Annotated in this window: 27 protein-coding genes; 9 read left to right on the forward strand and 18 right to left on the reverse strand. The window is 52.4% G+C overall.

All coding sequences use genetic code 11. The features are described from left to right. The first annotated feature begins 7 nt into the window (after positions 1–7). Together Q1A48_RS05100 and Q1A48_RS05105 are read left to right on the forward strand one after the other, a co-directional pair. A complete protein-coding gene (locus tag Q1A48_RS05100) occupies positions 8–547 on the forward strand; it encodes a hypothetical protein (protein WP_299942089.1) in 540 nt (179 codons plus the stop codon). Between the two features lie 1,087 nt (positions 548–1,634). Continuing rightward, on the forward strand, positions 1,635–1,865 hold the full coding sequence (locus Q1A48_RS05105; RefSeq protein WP_299942091.1) for a hypothetical protein: 231 nt from the start codon (positions 1,635–1,637) through the stop codon (positions 1,863–1,865). A 524-nt stretch (positions 1,866–2,389) separates the two neighbouring features. Here the strand turns inward: Q1A48_RS05105 and Q1A48_RS05110 are convergent. Together Q1A48_RS05110 and Q1A48_RS05115 are read right to left on the reverse strand one after the other, a co-directional pair. Further along, complete coding sequence (locus Q1A48_RS05110) at positions 2,390–2,932, reverse strand: hypothetical protein (protein ID WP_299942093.1); 543 nt, start codon at positions 2,930–2,932, stop codon at positions 2,390–2,392. Further along, positions 2,932–3,207, reverse strand: coding sequence for a hypothetical protein (locus tag Q1A48_RS05115; RefSeq protein WP_299942095.1), 276 nt, complete (start codon positions 3,205–3,207; stop codon positions 2,932–2,934). Before Q1A48_RS05115 ends, Q1A48_RS05110 begins: the two co-directional genes overlap by 1 nt. 321 nt (positions 3,208–3,528) lie before the next feature. Between Q1A48_RS05115 and Q1A48_RS05120 the strand changes: the two genes are divergently transcribed. From Q1A48_RS05120 to Q1A48_RS05130, 3 genes are all read left to right on the forward strand, one after another. Beyond that, on the forward strand, positions 3,529–4,029 hold the full coding sequence (locus Q1A48_RS05120) for an arylamine N-acetyltransferase (RefSeq protein ID WP_299942097.1): 501 nt from the start codon (positions 3,529–3,531) through the stop codon (positions 4,027–4,029). Positions 4,030–4,271: 242 nt separating this feature from the next. Then, positions 4,272–4,598 (forward strand): hypothetical protein, encoded by a 327-nt coding sequence (locus Q1A48_RS05125; RefSeq protein ID WP_299942099.1) that lies wholly within the window; start codon positions 4,272–4,274, stop codon positions 4,596–4,598. A 193-nt stretch (positions 4,599–4,791) separates the two neighbouring features. Further along, positions 4,792–5,196: a type II toxin-antitoxin system YafO family toxin gene (locus Q1A48_RS05130; protein ID WP_299942101.1), complete on the forward strand. Its 405-nt coding sequence runs from the start codon at positions 4,792–4,794 to the stop codon at positions 5,194–5,196. Between the two features lie 3 nt (positions 5,197–5,199). Here Q1A48_RS05130 and Q1A48_RS05135 read toward each other — a convergent pair whose 3' ends face one another. From Q1A48_RS05135 to Q1A48_RS05145, 3 genes are read right to left on the reverse strand one after another with little or no spacing between them, the layout of a single operon-like run. Continuing rightward, complete coding sequence (locus tag Q1A48_RS05135) at positions 5,200–5,616, reverse strand: hypothetical protein (protein ID WP_299942103.1); 417 nt, start codon at positions 5,614–5,616, stop codon at positions 5,200–5,202. Next, complete coding sequence (locus tag Q1A48_RS05140; RefSeq protein ID WP_299942105.1) at positions 5,616–6,083, reverse strand: hypothetical protein; 468 nt, start codon at positions 6,081–6,083, stop codon at positions 5,616–5,618. Before Q1A48_RS05140 ends, Q1A48_RS05135 begins: the two co-directional genes overlap by 1 nt. A 13-nt stretch (positions 6,084–6,096) precedes the next feature. After that, positions 6,097–6,858, reverse strand: a complete 762-nt coding sequence (locus tag Q1A48_RS05145; RefSeq protein ID WP_299942107.1) for a hypothetical protein — start codon at positions 6,856–6,858, stop codon at positions 6,097–6,099. Between the two features lie 325 nt (positions 6,859–7,183). On the opposite strand from Q1A48_RS05145, the gene Q1A48_RS05150 reads away from it, so the two are divergent. Continuing rightward, on the forward strand, positions 7,184–7,798 hold the full coding sequence (locus tag Q1A48_RS05150) for a Rha family transcriptional regulator (protein ID WP_299942109.1): 615 nt from the start codon (positions 7,184–7,186) through the stop codon (positions 7,796–7,798). Between the two features lie 250 nt (positions 7,799–8,048). Here Q1A48_RS05150 and Q1A48_RS05155 read toward each other — a convergent pair whose 3' ends face one another. The 13 genes from Q1A48_RS05155 to Q1A48_RS05215 all read right to left on the reverse strand — a co-directional run bounded on the left by Q1A48_RS05155 (position 8,049) and on the right by Q1A48_RS05215 (position 19,385). Next, positions 8,049–10,073, reverse strand: a complete 2,025-nt coding sequence (locus tag Q1A48_RS05155; RefSeq protein ID WP_299942111.1) for a hypothetical protein — start codon at positions 10,071–10,073, stop codon at positions 8,049–8,051. Next, positions 10,073–11,140, reverse strand: a complete 1,068-nt coding sequence (locus tag Q1A48_RS05160) for a hypothetical protein (protein WP_299942113.1) — start codon at positions 11,138–11,140, stop codon at positions 10,073–10,075. Before Q1A48_RS05160 ends, Q1A48_RS05155 begins: the two co-directional genes overlap by 1 nt. A 19-nt stretch (positions 11,141–11,159) precedes the next feature. Continuing rightward, a complete protein-coding gene (locus Q1A48_RS05165; protein WP_299942115.1) occupies positions 11,160–11,741 on the reverse strand; it encodes a hypothetical protein in 582 nt (193 codons plus the stop codon). Between the two features lie 11 nt (positions 11,742–11,752). Continuing rightward, complete coding sequence (locus tag Q1A48_RS05170) at positions 11,753–12,100, reverse strand: hypothetical protein (RefSeq protein ID WP_299942117.1); 348 nt, start codon at positions 12,098–12,100, stop codon at positions 11,753–11,755. Then, positions 12,097–12,411: a hypothetical protein gene (locus Q1A48_RS05175; protein WP_299942119.1), complete on the reverse strand. Its 315-nt coding sequence runs from the start codon at positions 12,409–12,411 to the stop codon at positions 12,097–12,099. The genes Q1A48_RS05170 and Q1A48_RS05175 overlap by 4 nt, the downstream gene beginning before the upstream one ends. Continuing rightward, entirely contained in the window at positions 12,408–14,030 is a 1,623-nt protein-coding gene (locus Q1A48_RS05180) for a packaged DNA stabilization protein (RefSeq protein ID WP_366523378.1), read from the reverse strand. Before Q1A48_RS05180 ends, Q1A48_RS05175 begins: the two co-directional genes overlap by 4 nt. After that, positions 14,030–14,371 carry a hypothetical protein gene (locus tag Q1A48_RS05185; protein WP_299942121.1) on the reverse strand — a complete coding sequence of 114 codons (342 nt, stop codon included), beginning with the start codon at positions 14,369–14,371 and terminating at the stop codon, positions 14,030–14,032. The genes Q1A48_RS05180 and Q1A48_RS05185 overlap by 1 nt, the downstream gene beginning before the upstream one ends. Then, positions 14,358–14,738 carry a hypothetical protein gene (locus Q1A48_RS05190; RefSeq protein WP_299942123.1) on the reverse strand — a complete coding sequence of 127 codons (381 nt, stop codon included), beginning with the start codon at positions 14,736–14,738 and terminating at the stop codon, positions 14,358–14,360. Before Q1A48_RS05190 ends, Q1A48_RS05185 begins: the two co-directional genes overlap by 14 nt. Before the next feature lie 79 nt (positions 14,739–14,817). Continuing rightward, complete coding sequence (locus tag Q1A48_RS05195; protein WP_299942125.1) at positions 14,818–15,921, reverse strand: DUF4043 family protein; 1,104 nt, start codon at positions 15,919–15,921, stop codon at positions 14,818–14,820. A gap of 36 nt (positions 15,922–15,957) precedes the next feature. Beyond that, positions 15,958–16,770 (reverse strand): hypothetical protein, encoded by an 813-nt coding sequence (locus Q1A48_RS05200; protein WP_299942127.1) that lies wholly within the window; start codon positions 16,768–16,770, stop codon positions 15,958–15,960. Between the two features lie 110 nt (positions 16,771–16,880). Then, positions 16,881–18,488 (reverse strand): hypothetical protein, encoded by a 1,608-nt coding sequence (locus Q1A48_RS05205; RefSeq protein WP_299942129.1) that lies wholly within the window; start codon positions 18,486–18,488, stop codon positions 16,881–16,883. Next, the gene (locus Q1A48_RS05210; RefSeq protein ID WP_299942131.1) at positions 18,485–18,958 is read right to left on the reverse strand and encodes a 3TM-type holin; all 474 of its coding nucleotides are present in this window, start codon (positions 18,956–18,958) and stop codon (positions 18,485–18,487) included. Before Q1A48_RS05210 ends, Q1A48_RS05205 begins: the two co-directional genes overlap by 4 nt. A gap of 43 nt (positions 18,959–19,001) precedes the next feature. Next, entirely contained in the window at positions 19,002–19,385 is a 384-nt protein-coding gene (locus Q1A48_RS05215; RefSeq protein WP_299942132.1) for a D-Ala-D-Ala carboxypeptidase family metallohydrolase, read from the reverse strand. Between the two features lie 111 nt (positions 19,386–19,496). Here Q1A48_RS05215 and Q1A48_RS05220 point away from each other — a divergent pair, with 111 nt between their 5' ends. The 3 genes from Q1A48_RS05220 to Q1A48_RS05230 all read left to right on the forward strand — a co-directional run bounded on the left by Q1A48_RS05220 (position 19,497) and on the right by Q1A48_RS05230 (position 20,935). Beyond that, positions 19,497–19,904 carry a DUF6632 domain-containing protein gene (locus Q1A48_RS05220; protein WP_299942134.1) on the forward strand — a complete coding sequence of 136 codons (408 nt, stop codon included), beginning with the start codon at positions 19,497–19,499 and terminating at the stop codon, positions 19,902–19,904. A gap of 381 nt (positions 19,905–20,285) precedes the next feature. Then, complete coding sequence (locus Q1A48_RS05225; protein WP_299942136.1) at positions 20,286–20,624, forward strand: hypothetical protein; 339 nt, start codon at positions 20,286–20,288, stop codon at positions 20,622–20,624. 2 nt (positions 20,625–20,626) lie between these two features. Further along, entirely contained in the window at positions 20,627–20,935 is a 309-nt protein-coding gene (locus Q1A48_RS05230) for a type II toxin-antitoxin system MqsA family antitoxin (RefSeq protein WP_299942138.1), read from the forward strand. Positions 20,936–20,938: the final 3 nt, after the last annotated feature.

Raw genomic sequence — 20,938 nt, forward strand, 5'->3', positions numbered from 1 at the left:
ATTGGTATTGTTGTTGATAACGGTATTTTGCAGTCAGATTGGTTATGCCTATGATATATCTGAAAGCGAATATAAAAAGAAAATTGCTGAGTATTCGAGTGGCTGTAAATTCGAAATTTCAATTCCAAAATATAAATATAAAACTGCCTATTTGAAGATATGGTCAGACTGTGGTCTGAGTGAACCCGAAGTGGCAGAAAAGTTTAAAAGAATTATAAATGAAACACAAAATGAAAGGATGTTGGTAAATGTAACCTCAATCAGGTATCAGGGCTATATTGGATATAGTCCACACTGGCAAAACTGGTTTTTGTATCAGGATAAATCCCAGAAGCAAGGATTAAGTGACTTTCATGAGTACTTCAAAGCAAGTTATTTTTCCAGAGCTTTGGTTGATTACGGTTTATGTATTAAGGAAATATCTAATGAACAACCATATTTAATTGGTTCGAATACTATCGATGGCTCAAAAGAAAATGTAAATTATTTCAACCCGGGGGTCTATTTGATGATAAAGGTGGGTCAGTGTGATCAGGCAATAAAATAGCCCTTTACACAAAATGGGCCAAGTTTTGCACGCAATAGAAGTTTCCAAAGCTTAAAACTTTAGAGCGTGTATCCCAGGGGCGAGCATGGTCAAAATTCCCTATCGAGTAGTAATTTTAATGCCGTGATTTTCAGTAATCTAGACAGGTTATTGAAAAATCTCGATTTTATTTTTTACGCTCTATTAGACGTGCAGACACGAGATTCGATAACTATCGAAAGCGAGGGTGTTCAAAACTCTATGTCAGCTTAGTAGTTTGATAGGCAGAAATATTTCTCCAGGCGATCAGGGAAGTGGATCGTCAGTTGTTGGTGCCGCTTGTGTAGTGTCAAGTGGACCCCAGCGAGCTGCAGGAAGTATGCACCGGCGGCCAGGAATCGAGGCTGCATCTTGTGGGGTTGGTGCTGCATTGTTCGCAACGGATGCACAGCTGCATACAACCAAAGTCCCTGGTCAATCGTTACCCACCAGGGAAATCGAACTCGGTGTCGCCTAAAGCTTCAGCTTGATTGTATTTCCTGTAAAAAGGGATTACGGTAGGGGCTGCTGCCCTACCGCCAACCGGTAATTCGGCCTAAGCGAACAAAAAAAACAGAGAATAAAGCCGAAAAAACGCTTAACAATCATTGTGATTCCGCTCGCAAGGCGCCCTGCAACCGGGGCGCTTGCGGGCAATCCACAGTCACAACAAATCTTCAACCAATAAAGCAGGACCGCATCATGACCGCGTAAATGATAGAAAAACGCCACCCCCCGGTGCTGGTAACACCGAGAGATGGCTAACCCCAATAGATAAGTTGACTATCTAGCGAGGCTGTCTTGAATGATACGCCATACACTCGTTCGTCTTCAATAAAGGTCTTTTTGAAGGCATGTATTCCGGGTCACTCCTGCCCCCGGCGGCGGAGTGTGCTGTGGCGTTGCGTGATGATTGGTGTGGTGTTTTACTTCAGCCGCGCACCGCCTCTCTGGCTGCGCACCCTGCAAGTTTCCCTTTTCTTTTTCCTACAAGGACCGCGCCTCGGGCGAGAAAAACGGTGCTATGCACTCGCTTTTCCGTCACAGGCGATTCAAGGAGCTTATAAAGATGGCTATATTACCCTGTCGATTGTTTCAGCCACTGCACCTGGGGGATTATTTTATTATCACGCCGGTTGCTATCAAAGATAACACTGTGGATCTGCACATTGCCCCCGGCAAGGATAACCGGCTGGTACGGGCCGTGCGTTTACTGCAACTGCTGGACGAAGCCTGGGCGCTAGAGGAAGAGCCAGACACCATCAGGCCATTCAAGCGGCGCCCCAAAGAAAAGACGTAGCGCAGAGAGGAAGAGCGGGCACCTGGAAAGTCTGTGCAGCTGCGAACAGCACCGCGCACGCTTACCTCCTGTGCTGTTACTACGGAGCAGTAAGCGCGTCAGCCACCACGGCCCTTTCGCCTTCGTACTCCCAGCGTAAAGAATCAGGCGTTTGATGGCGCTGCTATTGCGATTACGAAATAAACTGGGCTGTTTCGCCTCCCGGTCGGGCCGTTCTGAAACTGGCGTTGCAGTAAGCTGTATCGGCAGCAGTATCGCGCTACCAGGTCCGGCAGGGGGCGATCAAAACAGGCGCTCTCCTGTGACAAGGTCTTACCGCGGGAGGGATAATATGGCACTGTGTTAAGCGCTTTGCAGTGTCTTGGATAAAATATAAAGAAGCTATTGGCGCGGCTGGAGCCGATTGGTCGGTCAATGGCTTCAGGTGATCCCGAAATGTATAAGGAAGCAATCAAGAAAAAAGCAGGGTGGGAGGTATAGTAAACTTATTTTACAAGAAAATTCGCTTGAGAAAACGGCAGAAGCTAGCAGGGGGCAGTTGACTTTTTAAAGGCATTGACCATCATTTTCGCTTCCTTAAGACTCAGTAAATAGCCTTTGAGGGAATTGATTCCCGCACGCACACCGAATGCGATCAAGTGCAGCTCAAGTGTGAAGGCCAGTTCCGACTTCAATTGGGGCGTAAATGCGAGAAAGGCTTTAAAAATGGAGTGGTGTATTCTGTTGAGCAGGTTTTGTATTTCTGTATTACTGGTGGATATATTTTTAGCCTTGTTCTCGAAGGCCTTCAGTTCATCCAGGTACACAGAAAATCGTCTGAAATTGAAGATAACCGTTCTGTGCTCGCTGTAGCTCGCAATAATGGTACTAAGGGCATCGTTTATCTTTCTGAGGGCGATATAGTCTGTTCTGGAGAGGTCTTCGTAAGCGTTGGAGAGGTAGTGGATGGCATCCCTGCGCAACTGGCAAAGCTCAAATAAATGCTGGTCATGTTTTTTCATCTCTACAAGCCGATATAACTGAACTGCAATGCCCAACAGGGCCATTGCCAGCAGTATATAAAGCATTATCCGGACTCCTTTTCATTGACCGGCTTTCTAGGCGCCGCTTTTCTGGTTGGCGGGGAATAAGAGAAGGCGCTGTCCATCAACTTCAGAAACCTATCCCGATATTCCCGATTATCCGCTGCCAGCCGATCGATTTCAAGCTGGCGATCTTTCAGGCGGCCACGGTACATCCAGAATAGTAAATAGTGTGCAAAGATGAAAAAAATGACAAAGAGACCGTCCTTGAGGCCCACCTCCTGCACAAAGGAGAGTATATCTTTGAGCGTATCGGTCATGCAGTCCCTTAAAGCCGACTTATTATAGGATTCTGCGTATTTTTAACTATTGGGACTATTGAGGCAACTTGATTCCACCCTGCCTGCCTGGGCAAAGCCCACCTTTGTCTAGCTGTTCCTAATCTGCGTATGGGGCCCAGAACCTGTCAATATGTCTCACCATTCGTTACAGAATTTTCAGTCTGTCCTGTCAGTAGCCGCAGAGACCGCTGGAGCTGCCGGGGCCCACTGTCAAAAGAGCATTGATTGGTATTGACCTCAACCTAAGTTGTGCTGCTAGTCTGCCCCGTATTGAAAGTGAGCCCGGAGGATAAGCGGCCAATGACAGCGGACACACAAGGCGTTGATTTGGACAGTTACTTTGCACGTATTGGCTACCGCGGCAGGCCGGCTGCAAATCTGCAAACCCTCAAAGCACTGATTGCGCACCATGTCGGCAGTATCCCTTTTGAGAATATCACGCCCTTTCTTGGTGATGCGGTCAAGATTGAACTGGCAGCCATTGAGGACAAACTGGTGCATCACCGGCGCGGGGGTTATTGTTTTGAGCAGAATGGGCTCCTGCGCGCGGTATTGCAGCAGAGCGGTTTTCAGGTGACGGGGCTCGCTGCCCGTGTCCTGTGGCAGATGCCCCCGGAGCATGAATCCGCACAGTCCCATATGCTACTGCGGGTTGTGTTGGGTGGGGTTCCCTATTTGCTGGATGCGGGGTTTGGCAGCAATACACCCTCAGCCCCCTTGCGGATGGATTCTGTGGCCCGGCAGAACACGCCCCACGGCGTCTATCGCCTGACATTGACCGGTGAGGAATACCTGATTTAACCTCAATAATATCAATAAGTTAAATCAATTTTTAGGGGTAATTACTGTATGTATGACCAGTATTTTACCCCCTGTAGCCTCTACAGGTGGTCACAGTTACCCCCTGCCAAAACTGTATATATAATCAGTAGTTTTATTTAGAGGTTAAAGAAGAATGCATGTGAACAATTCCCCCTAGAATTGGTCTAAAAAAAGGGCCATAATTAGCCCAGATTTGACATGAGAAAGCAGTGAGGTTTGTCATGCTCCAGAAAGTAATGTGTGACTACACAACGCCAATTAGTCAATTTAAATCTAATCCTAATGCGGCCATGCAAGAGGCTAAAGGGGAGCCTGTGGCAGTTGCAGCGCACAACCGGGTACAATTTTACGCCGTACCAGCCGACCTGTTCGAGCAGATGGTTGAGTTCTGCGAATATGCCCAGCGTGGTACATCCGAGCTGAAGCATGGTATAGCTCGCTTTACCGGTTCGACAGAAAAAAGCATTGAGGAATCAGCCGCATCCATGACAAAGCGTTTGGCGGATATAAGTGATTCTGATTTAGGAGACTTCAAGGAGGAGAAATAATGGAGGCGCTAGGCATGGATGTCATTCCGACATATGCAGGTACGTCAGCCGGTGAGGATTTTGTTGAGGAAACTGCGCCCCCTGCGGGCCACCATTTCATGGCTGACGAAAGTAGGTTAGAGCAGGGGGTAAGAAGAACAGAGCAGCGTTTGCATTCTGAATCCTCCACAAATGAACGCAAGGATAGGAAGTTGTGGTAAGGGTTTTCTTGCATAAGCTACTCCGCGAAGAATATACGCCGAAGGAAACCAAGGCGCTGTCTGACGACTTTAAGCAGTACAAGGAGCATGGCGTCTTGCCGCCGACCTTTGGCCGGGATGTGCCTTACAGCCATACCCACAACCGACGCTCCCTGGAATTAATGCACCTGCATTATAAGGGAAGGGGATTCAAGCTCAGTTTGCTGCAATTCTATCGCACTAGTGGTTATGTACTGGTTTACTGCCCAGGTTTTACCGATTCAAATACCTACTTGCTGATAACAATTATCAAGCACTTCAACCCAAAGCAGCCCGATATAGTTACCGGCACGGACAGAGATGACAACCTGATGGCCAAACTTGAAGCAATTGCTGAAGGCTTCCGAGAGAAATTTTAACCGCTAAGTAGGGCCTCTATACCGTGCGCTATTGGGATAGCTGGTAGTCAACTCAGCCTTATACACCCCGAACTCGTTTTCCAGAACAAGCCGATATTCAGCACCCTGCCCAAGATACATGGCGGGCAGCTGGCCAAATCTATCTACCTTCAATGGCTGTGCATGGATTAACTGGAAGTTGGAATCTGCATATACATCGACGGGAAGATCAGTTCCGGCGGCATAGACACGTATTCGCCATCCTGGCTGGATGATGGCGTCGAGGTTTAACCCATCCAGCGAGGGGAGGGCGAATTGCTCCTGAGAGCCAATAGCCGGAGCTATCTGTAGTGCTTGGTCCTCACCCTGGGCAGTATCCACAAATAGCAGTGGCAGGGCCTCTGCGAATTCCTGAGCGGTCCCTATGGTTACAGTCAGCATCACACGGACCTGAAGAAGCCGGCGGCGTTGATCTGGGCGAGCAAGTCTGAGCCGTCTGTGTTGATTGGGAAGTCGTGATAGGTCAGGGGGACAACCTGATCGTCTGTACCATTCACGCTGTCTGGTGTGTAGCAGACAAGCAGCTTCACCAAAGTGTTGTTCTGGGCTCCCCCGGCTGCGGTCCATACCTGATCCGGTATATCTGCTGATTGTACGCCGCTTGTGTGGTCCGTTGTGGGCGGCTCCACATCGCTCAAGACCTTGCGTTCGTAGTTGGTAAAGTCCGCCTCTACATTGGACGCCGAAAGCACTTCAGAAAGCCGCTCAGAGGCTGCAAGGTTGGCATCCTCCTGTGCTACCTGCAGCAGCACGACAACCAGGGCGGAGCTTTCCAGGTCGTCCCCTGCCACGCTCTCTGTGTAAGCGTTGACGCGCCCCTTTGCTATGTTGAATACACCGTTGACCATATTTCTTTACTCCTCAAGAACCAAAATCATAAACCACAAAATTAACCTCGCGATCCGCCTTGCCTCGTGTGCCGCCTCCGGTTATGTACCATGTCTCTATCGTGAAAGATGCTGCGCGCTTCGTCTTGACCAAGCATTCAAGCGGGAAGCTCTGAGAAGAGGAGCCAGCAGTTGCGATCACTATGTAGTTTGCGCTGCTTCTGGGCGTTGAGAACGTGATTACATAGGTGCCCGTCCCGGTCCTATTTACTGAGCTTGTAACGCCGTGGCGCTGCTTGTACGCCGGGGAAGAGCCCCCGGTAAAATACCCAGCCGCGACTGGGCCCTCGGGTATAGAAACCTCCCCCAGGCTGTCCAGTATTTCTTGGTGCTCTTGTAGCTTCTCGTCCTGCTCGGTATTGGTTTCCCGTAGTGCGCCTATGTCATCCTCTACAAAAATTATTCTTCCCTGCAGGTCTTCGACGTGGTATTCCATTTCGTAGACTGTGTTTTTAAGCTCGCTTAGGTCCTCAAGTGGGTACTCGTCAACAGCCCATTTTTGGACCCCATCAGCGCCCTTTAATACCACCTTAGGAGCTTCCTCCGACGTATCCAGATAGAGGGGCGGAAATCGCCCGGCACCATCGGCAATAATTGGATGCGAGGCTGGGTCAAATGGCCCCGGATATAGGTAGGCTGTGGCAGGCTCGGTTGAATACTGGCGGTAAAAGTAGAGCCGGTCCCCCGGCTCGACTTTCGTGCCAAATACGGGATTGTGGAATAGAACATCGGACATAAGAGTGTTTCCTTGAACAAAAAAATCCGCTCAAGGCGGACGTGGGGAGTGGTTTAAGGTCTGGATTGGATGTTTTTCGTACTAATCCTTGCACTTTCAATTGCGTCGGTATATATTCCGACTCACTAGAACTTATCAGCGGTCATCCGCACCCGTCAGTATTGCGGTTTTTTTGTGCCCGCTATTTGGAAAACCTGCCAGTTATGGCCGGGTCGAGAGGCGTAATACAAGACCCGAAAGGGGAATATGCCCGGAGCTTCTGATAAGGCTCTAGTTGAGACCCGGCTTCCACGAGCCGAAGACTATAACTTATCAGGAGACCACCATGGCCACTCCCGCTCTTATCCCAACCGATGCCATCGTTCTGCACAATAACCAAGTGCGCACTAATTCAATTAAGGTCGCTGAGGCTTTCGGAAAGCACCATCGGGATGTGCTACGAAAGCTTAAAAATTTAGATTGCTCTCTTGATTTCACTGAGCGCAATTTTGCGCTCAGTGAATACACAGACTCCACAGGCAGAAGTCTACCTGTATACGAAATGACCAAGGATGGCTTTATATTCGTGGTTATGGGCTTTGCCGGTAAGAGAGCTGCTCAGATCAAAGAAGCCTATATCGAGACCTTCAATCGCATGAATCGGGAACTGTACGGAGAGCCTAGCGCCAAGAAGACCTATCCGGTGGTCAACATGGTAAACCGCAATATCCTTTTTGGTCTTGTCCAGCACATGAGTGCCATCTATAAAATCTACTTTGAGATGGAATCAGCGCTTCGACACCTGAAGTCACCCTTTGCCACGCGTCTCCATGATCGCGTAGTGGATGGAAATATACATGCTAGTTCTATCCTGTCTGCTCATAAGGAAGACATGGACGCAGAAAAAGAATGGCAAGCTGATTTCCACCAACGACACTATCAGTTTGACCAGTTGAACTGATTTACTCCATGCAGTCACGGGGGCCATAATAGGAGGCCCCTATGTATTGCACGGAGTGCGCATGACAATCAAAAAGAAAGGCTCCCCCAAAACACTCAATGAAAAGCTCTTTGGTAGAGTTGTATCAGCCCAAAGTGCCGGGGAAACCCGATCAGAACTTGAGGATGGTCTGATCCCAGTGGGACTTCAGGTAGTCTTTACTTTGTTAGTAATACTCGGCTTAATCTGTGTAACTATCTACTGCATTTTTTCAGAGATTATTTTGCCGATCCTCAAATCCTTTGGCGTGCAAATCAACTAAAAGTGCGTTAACCGCTGTCGCCTCATCAAGCGTCATGCCTTTAGTCAAAGCGGCCAGTTTAAGCATATGCTCAGGTCTCGCTGACAGTGGAATCTCTGCACTTTCTGCAAGCCATTGAACGAGCCTTTTGTTAGTCATTAAACGTGCGCCAAGGTTATTTGCTACAACACTCCCAAGTAACCCCGCTAAAACGCCTTGTTGGCCGGATGCAGCCGCTATTGGTATGCCAGCCATAGTGCCGATATTAGCTGCGAACTGGCCTGTTCCGCTTGGGTTTGCCGCCTCCCTTTGAGAAAACTTCATTTTCTCGACCTGTCGAGCGATTTTGTCAAGGTTCTGACCGTAACGATTCAGAGCCTCTGTACCGCTAAATAACGCTCTTTTGGCAGGACCAAGCCGGTTCCAGTCGGTCAGGAACTTATTGACCGAAAATATCTCCCCCTCCCAGCCCTGCTGTCCATCGTTTGCTTTACCCATCTGGCGAACCACATTGGAGACAACAACATTCCACTCCTCTTTAGTTAAGCTGCGTTTAAATGAGTTTATTGTTGCTGCCCCCTCGCCACCTTTCGTTACTGCGCTGAATATTTCCTCAACTTTGGCCTTTTTGACTATCCTTTCCACGAAGCCGTCAAGGCGCGCATGGCCCGATCTGGTGAAATTGTTTGCTCTGTTGAAGTTGGCTAGACCTTGAGGACCTGCGGCACCAGCAGCCGCTTTAATATCCTCCGTTATAGCCCCGTAGAGCTGCTTCAATTCTGCCCTTGGAATATCTGAAATCAGGTCATTACTACTTATCCGGCGCCCAATGGTTGATCGAAGCTCCTTTAAGGTCTGGTAATCCACTATATCGGCATCTTCCAGAATTCGCCTGATCTTTGTAAGCTGGGAATTGTTCAGCACTTCCCCGAACTCATCATCTCGTACCAGCCGACTCAATACCGATTTGGTGTTGTCCAGTTCAACCGCTGTGTCGCGGCCAATCTGATCGTCAACCCTTGACCAAAGCTTGGCAGACTTGGCCTGAAAACGGTCTGTAAAGCCCCCAGGGGCCGTTATACCGCGCTGGATAACACCGCCTGCCTGGTCCGCCCCAGCTTTCGTGCTTACATCATCGGCGATTTGCTGAAGCCGTTTCTGAATATTTCTCTCGGCTTGCTCATGAGCGCGACGAATACGACCACCTCCCAGGAACTGAGAAGAGAGATTTTCTGCAGCCTGCAGGCTTGGGCGGTTTGTTGCCTGCGCTACAGTTGGACTTGATCCGGTTTCTTTGAAATCTTCAATAGTCGACTTTATAGAAGCCTTGGGTGTGCCGCCCACTAAAACCTTTCTGGCCGCTTCAGGGAGGGCAGCCTTTGCGATACCAGAAGCCGCAGGCGCAAGCATTGACCCTGCTACTTCACCCACCTGGCGGCCCGCTTCACCGCCAACAGCCTCGCCAACTTCCCCTCCAAGCTCTGTACCAGCACCGGCAGTCGCCGCCATCTTCAAATCCTGGCTCCCCGTAGTTGCGCCCAGTTGCCGGAGAACACCATGGCCCGCAGATTCTGAAGCCTGCGTGAACTTCGGCAATTGGTTTGCGGCAGATCGCAAAGCACCACCACCAGCCACGCCACCTGCGGCAACTTCCCCGGCACTGCGCACGGCATCCCTGGCAAGGCCCGGCTGCATAAAATTGCCCTGCGTGCCGGGTGAGGTCATTTCGGTAATAGACGGCACGCGGAATTCGGAGCCCAAAATATCGGCGACTGCGTTAATCTGATCAGTGGTCAGGAAATCAGCGAGCTTTGTAGCTCCCCGATTGAATGCCGCCATAAACTCAAGAGGCGCATTGAGCGTACCGTGGTCTTTCCTGCTCTCCTGTTGCTCTTTTGGGGCTTGAGCCTCAAACGGGTTGCCCTCAACGGGCGTTAATTTATATTTCGGTTTCTGCTCGAAGGGATTTCCCTCAACTGGTGTAAAAGTGGGCATTATTTTGTCACCCGATAAAATACGCCATCTTTCTCCACATACCAGAGACCATCCGGGGCGCGCCGTGCTCCTGGCGCGGGTGGCTGCCCTGAAGCGCTTGCGCCATCTTGTGCGGAATTGCCTGCAGAGATTCCCATTGCTTCCTCCGCTACGCCCCTGGCGCGCGCCTTCTGATCAATCACAGCTTGGCTATCTCCAGGCATCGGGAAGTAATTTCTATACTCGCGGTCCCGCTCCTCCTCGCCAATCACTGCGCCAGACTCTTTGCGCAGCTTTGCCCGTATCCAATCGTCAGCTGCTTGCTTGTATCTCTGATAGGAGGGGCTTGCCGAATGGTTGCTCAGTCCCCGAAACGCCTCCCAAGAAGAAGACGGGGAGAATTCTCTATCTTCATCAAGTAGGGTTTTTAGTTCTGTGTCGGCCCGCTTCATGCGCATAAGAAACCCGGCGGAAGTCCTTTCTCCTTCCGTGGATGCCTTGCCGGCATTGTCCCCCGCAGGGGCGCCTCTATCCGGTTGCTGTGCGTCGGGAAATACACGCTCGCCTGTATCGGTGTAATACTTGAAGCCATCTGCAGCCGTTTGTATTCTGCGTTCAGGCTCCGGCCTTTCCTGCTCAACGCCAGGGAACACAGGCTCCCCTGTGTCGGTGTAGCGCTCGCGTCCGTTTACATCCTTGGCTCTTTCGCGCTTGGGCTGGGCCTTGCTTTGAACGCCGAATTGACCTTGGAGCGTAGGCAAAAACCGCTCGTCCCATTGATCGGTCTCGCCGTCCATATCCCACCCACGATCCCTGGCGTACTGCATACCGCCTTGCCAGATACCGGCGCGCTGCTCCTGAGGGGCACTCATAAGCGTCCCCGTGAGCTGCCGCATGTGGTCCTCTTGGGCCTCTCGATCCTGCACGGCTGCGCGCTGCTCTTGCTGTGCCTGTGCGTCCTGGCGGTCTTGGTCGGCCCTGCGCTCCTGATTCTGCATTCTCTTGGCTTGGAGTCCGTAACCTATGCCGGCGCCAGGATTTGAGGGGCGCGCCCTGCCAAATGCGGCTATGTAATTTTCAATACTCATCTATCTGCCCTATAAAATTTTAAGCCATGCCCATAGTTGCCCAAGCCTCGCCAATTTTCTGGCCAGATTCGTGTATCGAACTTGCGAGGTAATTTTTAATATTGCCTTTAGCCATGTACCCGGATGCCCTGGCACCGGCGGCACCGGTTTGTGCCTGCGCCACGCGATCACCGACTCCCATGTCAATTTCTGCCTGACTGTTGGCAATGCCGATTCCCTCGCTCCTCAGCCCTGCGAGTCGTCCATACCAGTTTCCATACTCCGTTGAGGCCACGTCCTGGGTGTAGTTGTTGAGGTCCTTTAGGGCAGCGCCAGACAGTAGGCCGCCCCTCGCTGCGGCGCTGCGGTTTATGGCCTTTTCCCCCTCCTTAAGCCGGAATTGATAATCAGGGGACTGGTAGAAACTGGAATAATCGCCATCGAGGGCAGCATCAAGCATACCGTTGGCTTTCATGCTGGTATTGGCGTAAGGCCCATATCTTGCCAGGGCATGTGCCCCCGCCTCTCGGTGGGTACTCTCCGCGTCCTTGTAGCCTTTCTCCTGCTCGTCTGCGGCTTGCTTTGCTTCTTTCTCGCCGAACAAATTGCCTATAAAACCCATAATTTTTCCCCTTAAGGTATGTATAGCTTCCCGCCAATCGGTTGCGCGCTTAGCGCTTCCGGCTCGTCTGCGTGTGCCTGAATACTTCCCTCATTGGCCAGCCGTTCAACAGGCAGCAATAGATAATCATTTGGCGGTACGGACATATTAAGAGCCACCGCATTATGCGGTGCGGGCTCACTGGATGCCGGCACGGCATAGACCGAAACCGAGCGGGTAGCTGAGGTGGTGTTGGTTATTTTTACCTGCAGGTTCTGTAGTATCGTTCCGCTAGGGGAACGGGGAACCCTGTATAAAATAGAAACCGTGTCTTCTAGCATGGCGCTATTAAAAAACACCGGGTATGTATTGGTACTCACTGCTGATCCTCCAGCTGTGTTAGGCGGCGATCAAGCCACTTAATCTGCGCGCGCAGTGCGCCTGCGTCCTCGCCCTCGGAATCATCGACAGCAGCGGACGCTGTGGCCCTGACTTGGTGCGAGCTGACCCCGTGAACGTTTGTTGATCGGTCTACCTGTGTGACCTCTTCGACTACTTGAGTTAGGTTGATATCAGGCGAGGGGGCGCCCCCGGATCGGCTCCAAAGGCCCTCAAGAAAGCGCACAGCCTGTTCATTTTTTAAGAATTTGCGCCAGAAAGCGCCGTTAAAAAAAAGGGCTTTTTCGGTCACGATCCTTGCACCTCGATTTCGGCATAAGCCGCGAATACAGCGCGCTTAACCCCGTCAGAAATGGATATTTTTGGGGTGAATGATCGGTGCTGCCCGAGCCTCCGCCAGATCACGCGCTTGTCGTACTCGCCAGCCCCTCCGAAGCTGCGCCAAGCCTGTGACTGATCGAAGGTGCGGGTATTGCCGCTCACGTCTAGCATCACCTGGGGGACTCTCGCGGGCTCCTCTTCTTCCTCGTCATCCCGGCGGCCTCGCCGGCTACTGAGTGCTGCAGGAGCGCCAAAAGATTTGACGTGCCCGTCACCGTCTCGGACTGCATCACCACCACGGAGAGCTGCAGGGGCCCTAAAAGACTCAACGGGACCACCGCCGCCGTTGCCACCACCGCCGCCACCTCTGTCGAATTGCTCAGACACGGTTGCCACCTCCATGTCTAGCTGCAGGCTATGCACAATGAAGCGCTTGCCGTCGCTCTGAACTTGTGGAAATTGAATCTCAGAGATAATCGGCTTATTTGCGTCTCGGTAGTAAGACAGGCTCATTTCGTATACCCGGCCGGAGTCGATAGCAGCAACGACATGCTTGCCGAATGCTTTTGCATAGAACCCGGCGCGCCAGTAGCCCTTGGCGTAGGTGCTGCGCTCATGCCAGAGTTGCGTGGCGGCGTCGTAAACGTGCGTACTTGGTATCCCTGGCTCTTCACGCTCATACCCCGAAAACTTGCGAACTCGGCCGGGTGGAACTGTGAGCACATAGAACTGGTGCCCCTCTTCGGTATATGACCAAGCTACAGCTTTGCTCCAGTCGCCTTTTGAGATTGCATACTCCACGGCATGAGTCGATATACGGACGGGAGTGGTGCCTTGAAGCATCCGGACGCTGCCCTCGTTGTCGAGCCACGCCACCGTCTCGTCTAGCTTGGCAACCGTCCAGGTTGCACCGAGGCCCTGCTCTATCACTGAGCCCTGCGCGCGAGTGAAGGGGAAGCTGGCGTTTCCAGAGTTGAACCATATCTCTATGGTTTCAGACCCAAATAGCAGCAGCTGAGAGTGATCCGCAAAAACTCTCATAAGGTCATCTGGGTAGGACTCGGCGGTAGCAAAGTCTGTAGCGTCGTACACCTCGCCATCCAGTACGGAAGAGATAAAAAACTGCCCGCGTTGTCCTGAGTTTGGGTTGCTGAAAATGAAATAGCCGTCCAATGCGGTTACTGTGCTCGCACCAGGAAACGACTCGTCTTCTATCTCCTTTAGGCCGTCCGCCTCCGTGTAGATGTAGCCCGACTTTCCGGCGGCAATACATAGCTGCTGCCCATTGTCAGCCATGCCGACGCGCCCGGACCCACCAATGGTCCCCAAGCTATCCGTGCTGAAATGCTCGGTAATGCGGTACAGTCCTCGGTCAATAACCACGTACAGCTCACCGCTTGACGGTCGGGTGAACAGACCTCGGACCAACTTTCCTATACCGATAAGCTCTTCAAGCCCTGGGCATCCGTGTAGAACTGCGGGGGACTTCGAGCCAACCGGCGCCTCCTCGGCATACATATTGACGATACGTTCCGCGGTAAGGGGCACGGAGCGCCCCCGACCTGTCTTTGATGCGATTGGTATTCTCATTAGAAATCACACACGGGTATTTCAGTTTCTGGAAGGTAAGATGCGGCTATTGCGATCAAGCGCCGGCGCGCTTCATCGGCCCGCATAAGTACGCCCGCATCTTTGATGCCGAAGAGGTTTGCGCAGCGGCCCGCCACATACTTTATCCACGCGTCCTGGCTGCTGATTGGTGGATCATCTATTGGCCATATAATGAGATAGTTATCCCACAGCTCGGCATAAAGGCTGCGCGCCATATCTCGAACATCCACGTATTCGCCGTATGATGGCTGCTCGCCAGACTGCAGCACCCCAAGCTCAAGCAGGATGCGCCGTACTGTCTCGTTATCATCCGCCGCCACTTGCCGCCTCCAGGTGCGCCGCGTTCACCTGCTCGATAAGGCTGCCGAGCCCCTTGCGCTTATCCAGGTCCAGGCCAAGATGCTCTTGCGCCCAATCCTGCAGGGCGTCTTTGCTATCGGTGGGGAAAGGGTAGAGCGGGTCCTCGGTTGCGCTCTCTTCGCCTTTTTCATCTGCCGGAGGATTGGGCGGCCGCACCGGCTTAAGCTCTCTTTCCTCAACCTTGAAAAATCGGTTATTTTTCATTCGATCAATCTGATCTTGTGCTATTTGATCGACAAGCCTTAAGGGCTCGCCTTTCGCAAATCTACAGCCGAACACGGAAACATGACTCATCGCGCCAACATAAGTGACCATAATTTTTTTCACGGAATAGCTCTCCTGTCTGGCGGGACGCCCTCTAGGGCGCCGCGTCAGGTTTAGATGGGTGCCCGCAGGCAGTGGGGGATTACTGGTCGGCTTCACCGGCAACAAACAGGCTGAGGACTGCCCAATCAAGAGCAAATTCCGTGCCCTGGCCATACTGAATCTTTGATACCTCGCGTAGCTCCTGAAACCCTACGCCGTAGAAAAATTCGTAGTCATCCTCTTTTCTTACGGTGGTCTTTGTGCGCTTCGCCCATACAGCGGCCAGGGCCTGTGAGCCGCACAGGTAGCAGGGGGCAACGTCTGCCGGGGTTTCTCCTCCGCCGACGCCTTGTAGTATCTCTATCTCTGGAATCTCTCGGACTACCACGCCGTCCCACTCGATAGAGGTTGGGCCAGAGAACAGCGGGTTTGACTTGCCGCGCTCGCGCGCCTCTTGCCAGTAGCCGTTCTTAATCAAGTCTTCCCGCAGGTCACGAAAGGCGAAGGAAGGAACGAACATTACAAACGACTCCATATCCTCGCCGTGCTTGTACGGTCGGATACCATCGCCGTTTCCGGCCTGGGTAGTCTGAGCCATGCGCTTTGCCAGGGAGACCACAGAATGCGTCAGCTTGCCGTTGGTGGCATCGACGTTTGCCAGGGATGCGGCGTGGTCATCCCTCACGAAATTAGAGCGGGCAGCGCCATATAGCACTCGATCCCTGTTGTTTTTGTGCCATTTGGTGCGCTGCTCTTCGGTTGCGTCGTGGTAGCCCACCCCATTAACAGAGCCCAATGCCAGGATTATGTCGTTTCGCAGATAGCGCATCTGCAAATCCTTTAGAGCGGACTTGCTGGCGTTTCTTATTTTGATTGCGGAGGCTTGCTCCTCTTCCACGTTTACCACGGTTGCGTCACGGACCACGCGTACCTTGATGCTGTGGCCGTCATTGGGGAGCGCTTTCTCGTTGCCAACCAATGGCGTCTTGCCATCATTGGGTCCAGAGCTGGCATCCAGGGCTCCAAGAAGAGGAATTGTAATGGCGTCTCCTTTCTTCTTGGTGAGGTCTTCCTTCACTTGAATAATGGCGTTTTGGCTCGCCTTCATGTAGCGCTTGAATCGGTTCGAGCGCACATACTCTGCGTGTGCCTTGTCGTCCCACTGCTTGACGCGAAGAGCGTCAGAAGTGACTGTATCTGTCATGGTAAAAACTCCAATAATTGCTTAAAAAATATATGGTTACTTCAAAATATCTTCTAGGGAGGTCGGCCCCGACCAGTCCCCGGAATTGAGCCCGCCCTTTGCGGCAGTGGATGACACGGACGGCAAAATGGCCTGCTTTCTCTCCTCTTGGCCTTTGATTTCCGCCTCTCTCTTGGCTTTAAACTCCGCCTCAACCTTCTGCCGTACCTCAGCCTCAATGCTCGCCTTGTAGGCGTCCACGTCCTGCAGCTTCTCCAGCTCAAGGGCCTTCTTGGCCGTTTCGTAGGCAAACTTGGCGGGGTTTGGGGCCTGGCTTAGGCCGTTGGTAATCTGCGGGTTTGCTTCCGCCATCTGCCAGAACCGAGTCTCCACCTCGTCAAAGTCGTCGTGCAGAGAGCGCATTAACTCCTGGCCCATAATGGCCCGCTGCTCGAACATCTTGCGGTCCACTTCATGCCGTTGGGCCTCGGCTGCGGCCTTCGGGTCATCGAACCAGCTAGGCGTCTCTGCCGGCGGCTTGTCGGCCTGCTGTCCATTGCCGGCGATCTGGCTTTCCAGCTCTTGGACGCGAGTTTCTGCGGCCTGGCGCTTGGAGCGCTCGTCCTTGACGGCTTGATAGGTCCAGGGCTCCCCCTCTTTGGGCGGCTCCTCAGCCGGTTTCGCTTCACTGGTGTCTGACCCCGGCGTCGGGTCTTGCTCGTCGGCCTTTGGAGCTTCCCCCTCCTGGCCTCCAGAGCCCTCAGGCTCGCCCGTGATAGGTTCCGCAGCTTCATCGGTGGGCGTTGCCTCCGGCTCCACTTCTGGAATCTCTTTATCACTCAGTAAATCGGCTGTGCTGTACTCGCTCATATTTTCCTCTTCTCGACCGTTTACGCGTCGTCCGCTTGCGCCCGTTCCCCGGCGTCGGGGCACAAAAAAACCCGCTCAAGGCGGGCAGATTTGCGCGGGGTTAAAAATGGTTAAATATTGAAATTCGGCCTTGTGTCCGGGTACCTAGCGGCCACCACGTTCTCTATCTCGGTCTGTTCGGCCTCCAGTAGCTTCTTGGCGGTGTCCGCTTGTGTGTTCTCTATCTTCGCCTTTAGCTCTTCAAGGCCAAGCTCGGCTGCCACTTGCTGTAGCTGCTGCTGTATCTGCTGCATCTGTGCGGCCATCTGCGCCTGCTTAGGGTCGCCCTTGATCTTTTCGAGCACCTTGTCTTTATTCCGGAGGCTGGAGAGCTGCAGAACAACTTCAAACGGTACGTGCTGGGGGCCGTACATCTTGGCCAGCTCTGTGATCACCTCGAATTGCTCTTGCTGTACGGTTACCACGTCCGGCGCCTCGTCGATCTTGATATCCACGTCAAGCTCAGCGACTTGGTTTCGCACTTCGTGGACTTCACCTAGCCGAGGGTCCTGAGCGGCCGTCATTTCCTGTAGCGCAACCTGTGCTTGCTCGCTTCCCTCCTGGGCCTTCTCCTGCAGACGCTGCCCAACGGTTACCGGCTGATTCAAGCCAACAAACTTTAGGTTGTCCTCGTCGTCAGTAACGCGCACCCACCGTTCGTTGTTCCAGAATTGCTTGATGCGGTTCCATATCTGCCGGTAACAGCGGCGCTTCCAGTGTCGGTGTGCATCCAGAAGAGGCCCTATCTCTAGCTGTGCGCTGTTCTGTATGGTCCTGAGCGCCCTGCCACTCATCTGTGCGCCTTCACTGGAAAGGCCGCTTAAGATGTTACTGGCGCCGCGTGACTCCATTTCCGACTTGGCTTCCTGCAGAAGCTGGAGCTGGCCCATGCCAACGTCGGTATTTTCCCGTATCTGAACCCGTCCGTTCTCCAGGCTGCCCGGAGGAACCTCCACGGCACCATCCGCTTTTTTAAGCTGGTCTACAGTGTTTCTCGGATTAGTTAGAGAGCCCTGTTCGTACAAGACCTGCTTTACCGAAAGACTGTGCAGGGCCTTTGAGCGCCTGTGGTTTATCTCGTCCTGCAGCCCTAGCAAAGAACTGACAAGGCCGTAGCGCTCGTTGTCTCTTGTTATGTAGGCGTGTACAAGCTCCATAGGGCATTCAGGTTCGCCGTGCTCATCGAGGAGCGGGCAGGGCCTGGGGTCCAGCAAGAACAGGTCCCCGCTAAAGTGCGCAACGTACCATTGCCCCTCACACAGGAAGTAATGCTGGCAGACCTTGATACGCTTGCGCTTGCCGTCCACCCAGCGCGGCTTATCCTCGAAGGTTTCATCGGCGCCGTAGTTCGCCTGCACCTCGGTTATCTGATCCGACTTTTCCGGGTATTTCCTTTTGGCTTCCCCGAGGTCCATCCAGACAACCATGCCCTTGTAGCTGCAGTCGGAGAAATCACGCTCGCGGCTGTGTGGGTCAAAGTAGCAACGATCGAAAGGTACAAACTTCACCTCTATCTCAACCTCTCCCCGCTTCTCCACAGGCTCGATAATGGCCCCGGCGTACCCCTCGACCAGCATGCCCTGCTCAAATACAGAGCTGGCCACCTGATCAAATCCCACGTTGTCAGCAACGTAGCGGAGTGCATCGGTGACCGCGTCTGCCGATTGCTCGTCGTTCATGGTGCGCGGGTACGTTTGTCGATCGATCGCATGGCTCCCATCCCCAACATCCCACCCAGAATGCCCAATACATCAGTGAGGCCAAGGTCGGGATATGCGGGGATAGCCGGTAAAGGCTGCTCGAGGCTAGGGTCAAATCCGGAATAGAGCACAATACAGTGGTAAATCCACACCCCAGTCAGCGCCATCGCCTTTGGGATAAAAGCAAGTCCAAGGCAGCTCGCGCAGATCCAACCAACCGCCGGGCGCCAACCGGCGACAAACACGCTCTTATGCTGGGCCTCAGCCTTGTTGACTTCCAACTGGCCCAACAACAACTGTACCTGGGCGTTTAGCGCTGCCATCTCACCCTTCTGCTTTAGCTCCTCCAGTTTGCGCACCTCTTCAACACGCTTTATTGGGTCTGGCCATATACGCTCAATTGCCATCTTGCCAGCGTCGAATAGTGCTGTTAGTGGGTCAAAGCTCATTGGTTTACTCCAGTTGCCAGGCAGAACAGCCTGTTAAGACCGTTTACTGGGGGTAGCTCCAGATTGTGGGCCCTTCACGCTTGCCCGAAATAGCTCCAAGATCATCCAGGTGCAGGAATCTGCCCTTGTGTGGACCATGCTGCTTCACTCCAATACCTGTAAACCCTTCCTCTATAGCGATCCCCAGCAGCTCATAGGCACGCCCACCAGCAACTGATACATCCACAGCCTGTCCGGTAGTGTGTGTCATGGTGGAGCCGATACTGGCGCAGTGGCCTTGGCAGCGATAGCCAGAGGTGATCACCATAGGCTTGGCAAACCGCTCCCTGACTCTGATTAACCGGCGCAGCGTGTCATCCGAAAAGTTGAGTTTCCCGCAACAGCGGCAGGACAACTCCTCTTCCGTGAAGTAGGCGTTCTTGAACATGGGGTTACCAGATACGAAAAAGCCCGCACTGGGCGGGCTTAGGATTATTTCGTCTATATTTTTGAACGTGGCCAAAACAACTTGCAAGCGGTCTCCGCTCTGGAGAAGACTATGGATGACATCACCCGGGTCAAATACCTTCCCATTGCCATGAAGGTTATAGGCGCAACTTATGTCTTTGCCATATATCCGATGATGTCATGGATATGGCCTGAAGGATGGGGATGGACTCCGTCACAACATGAGTACGAACTAATTCTCGCGGGGGTATTCATAACTTTGGGCGCATTCTTATTTATTGCCGCCCAAAATCCTGCTTCCAACGTCATCCTGATCTGGTTAACTATCACCTTGAATATAGTTGTTGGTGTCATCATGCTCTTGTTGGTATTAGCTGATGAAACCGAACAGGAAAATCTGCTTGGTAAAATTCCCGTAATGTTTTTGACTTCAGGAATTCTCTGGCGTCTGATGCCTAATCATCGTTTTAAGAAAGGATGGGAGAACACTGCTCTTTAATCAACAACAGGTGTATATACAAATGGATTCCCACCCTGAATCTGATGCATTTAATGCCAGGAAAGCTTCAATTACCAACCCACCTGTTCCAGCGCTTGGCTATTGCAAAGCATCTGAGGATTTCTTCCATAGGGGGTAGTGACTTCGGAGCAAATAGACGAATTACAAACACAAAAAAGGCCCACTGTTTTGAGCGAGCCTTGTTTTCTAAGCGGTAAAACCGCAGGATGCCTGAATTCTACCATTACACTGCGCACTGTCAATACATACACGCTGTCTTTTTATACAGACTACAGAGGGCGGCTCCCAGGTCAGTCCATCTGTCTGACAACGGCTTTAGGGCATCTTTGACAGGGTACGCAATGTGCGTACAATAAGCGCATGGATGCTACCTTTGTCGAAATGCCACCCTTTGCACGCTTCCGTAGTGACTACTTGGACGACGATAGTTTTCAAGGGCTACAGCAGAAGCTACTGGATAACCCGGAAGCGGGTAATGAAATACCCGGCACAGGAGGGCTTCGCAAGCTCCGCTTTGCCGACAAGCGCCGGGGAAAAGGTACCCGTGGTGGCATCCGAATCATCTACTACTGGTACAGAAAAAACGAACTATTTTGGCTATTCACCTTATTCGACAAGGATGAAGCCAGTGACCTAACCCCTGACCAAAAGAAGATCCTGAAAGAGATGCTGAAAACCGAAATCAAGGCGAGGAAGTAACCATGGCCAAGCGCGATATTTTCTCAGAAATGCTGGAGGGCATGGAGGCGCTACGGCACGAACGCGAGGGCAAGATGACCCTGCGCACACACAAAGTAACTAAGCAGCCACAGGTCGTTGCCAAGCCTGCGGAAATTCGCCGTGTGCGGAAGAAACTACGCATGTCTCAAACGGTGTTTGCAGCGGCGCTGAGAGCGAATAAGCGCACTTATGAGCGTTGGGAAAAAGAGGGTACAAAAGGCGCTCAAGCGACCTTACTGAAATTGATCGACAAACATCCAGAGCTGATCGAAGAATTGCAATCTATGTGAAGC

Origin of the sequence: uncultured Microbulbifer sp. (genome assembly GCF_947489355.1) — a bacterium.
In the GTDB taxonomy this organism is placed as follows: domain Bacteria; phylum Pseudomonadota; class Gammaproteobacteria; order Pseudomonadales; family Cellvibrionaceae; genus Microbulbifer.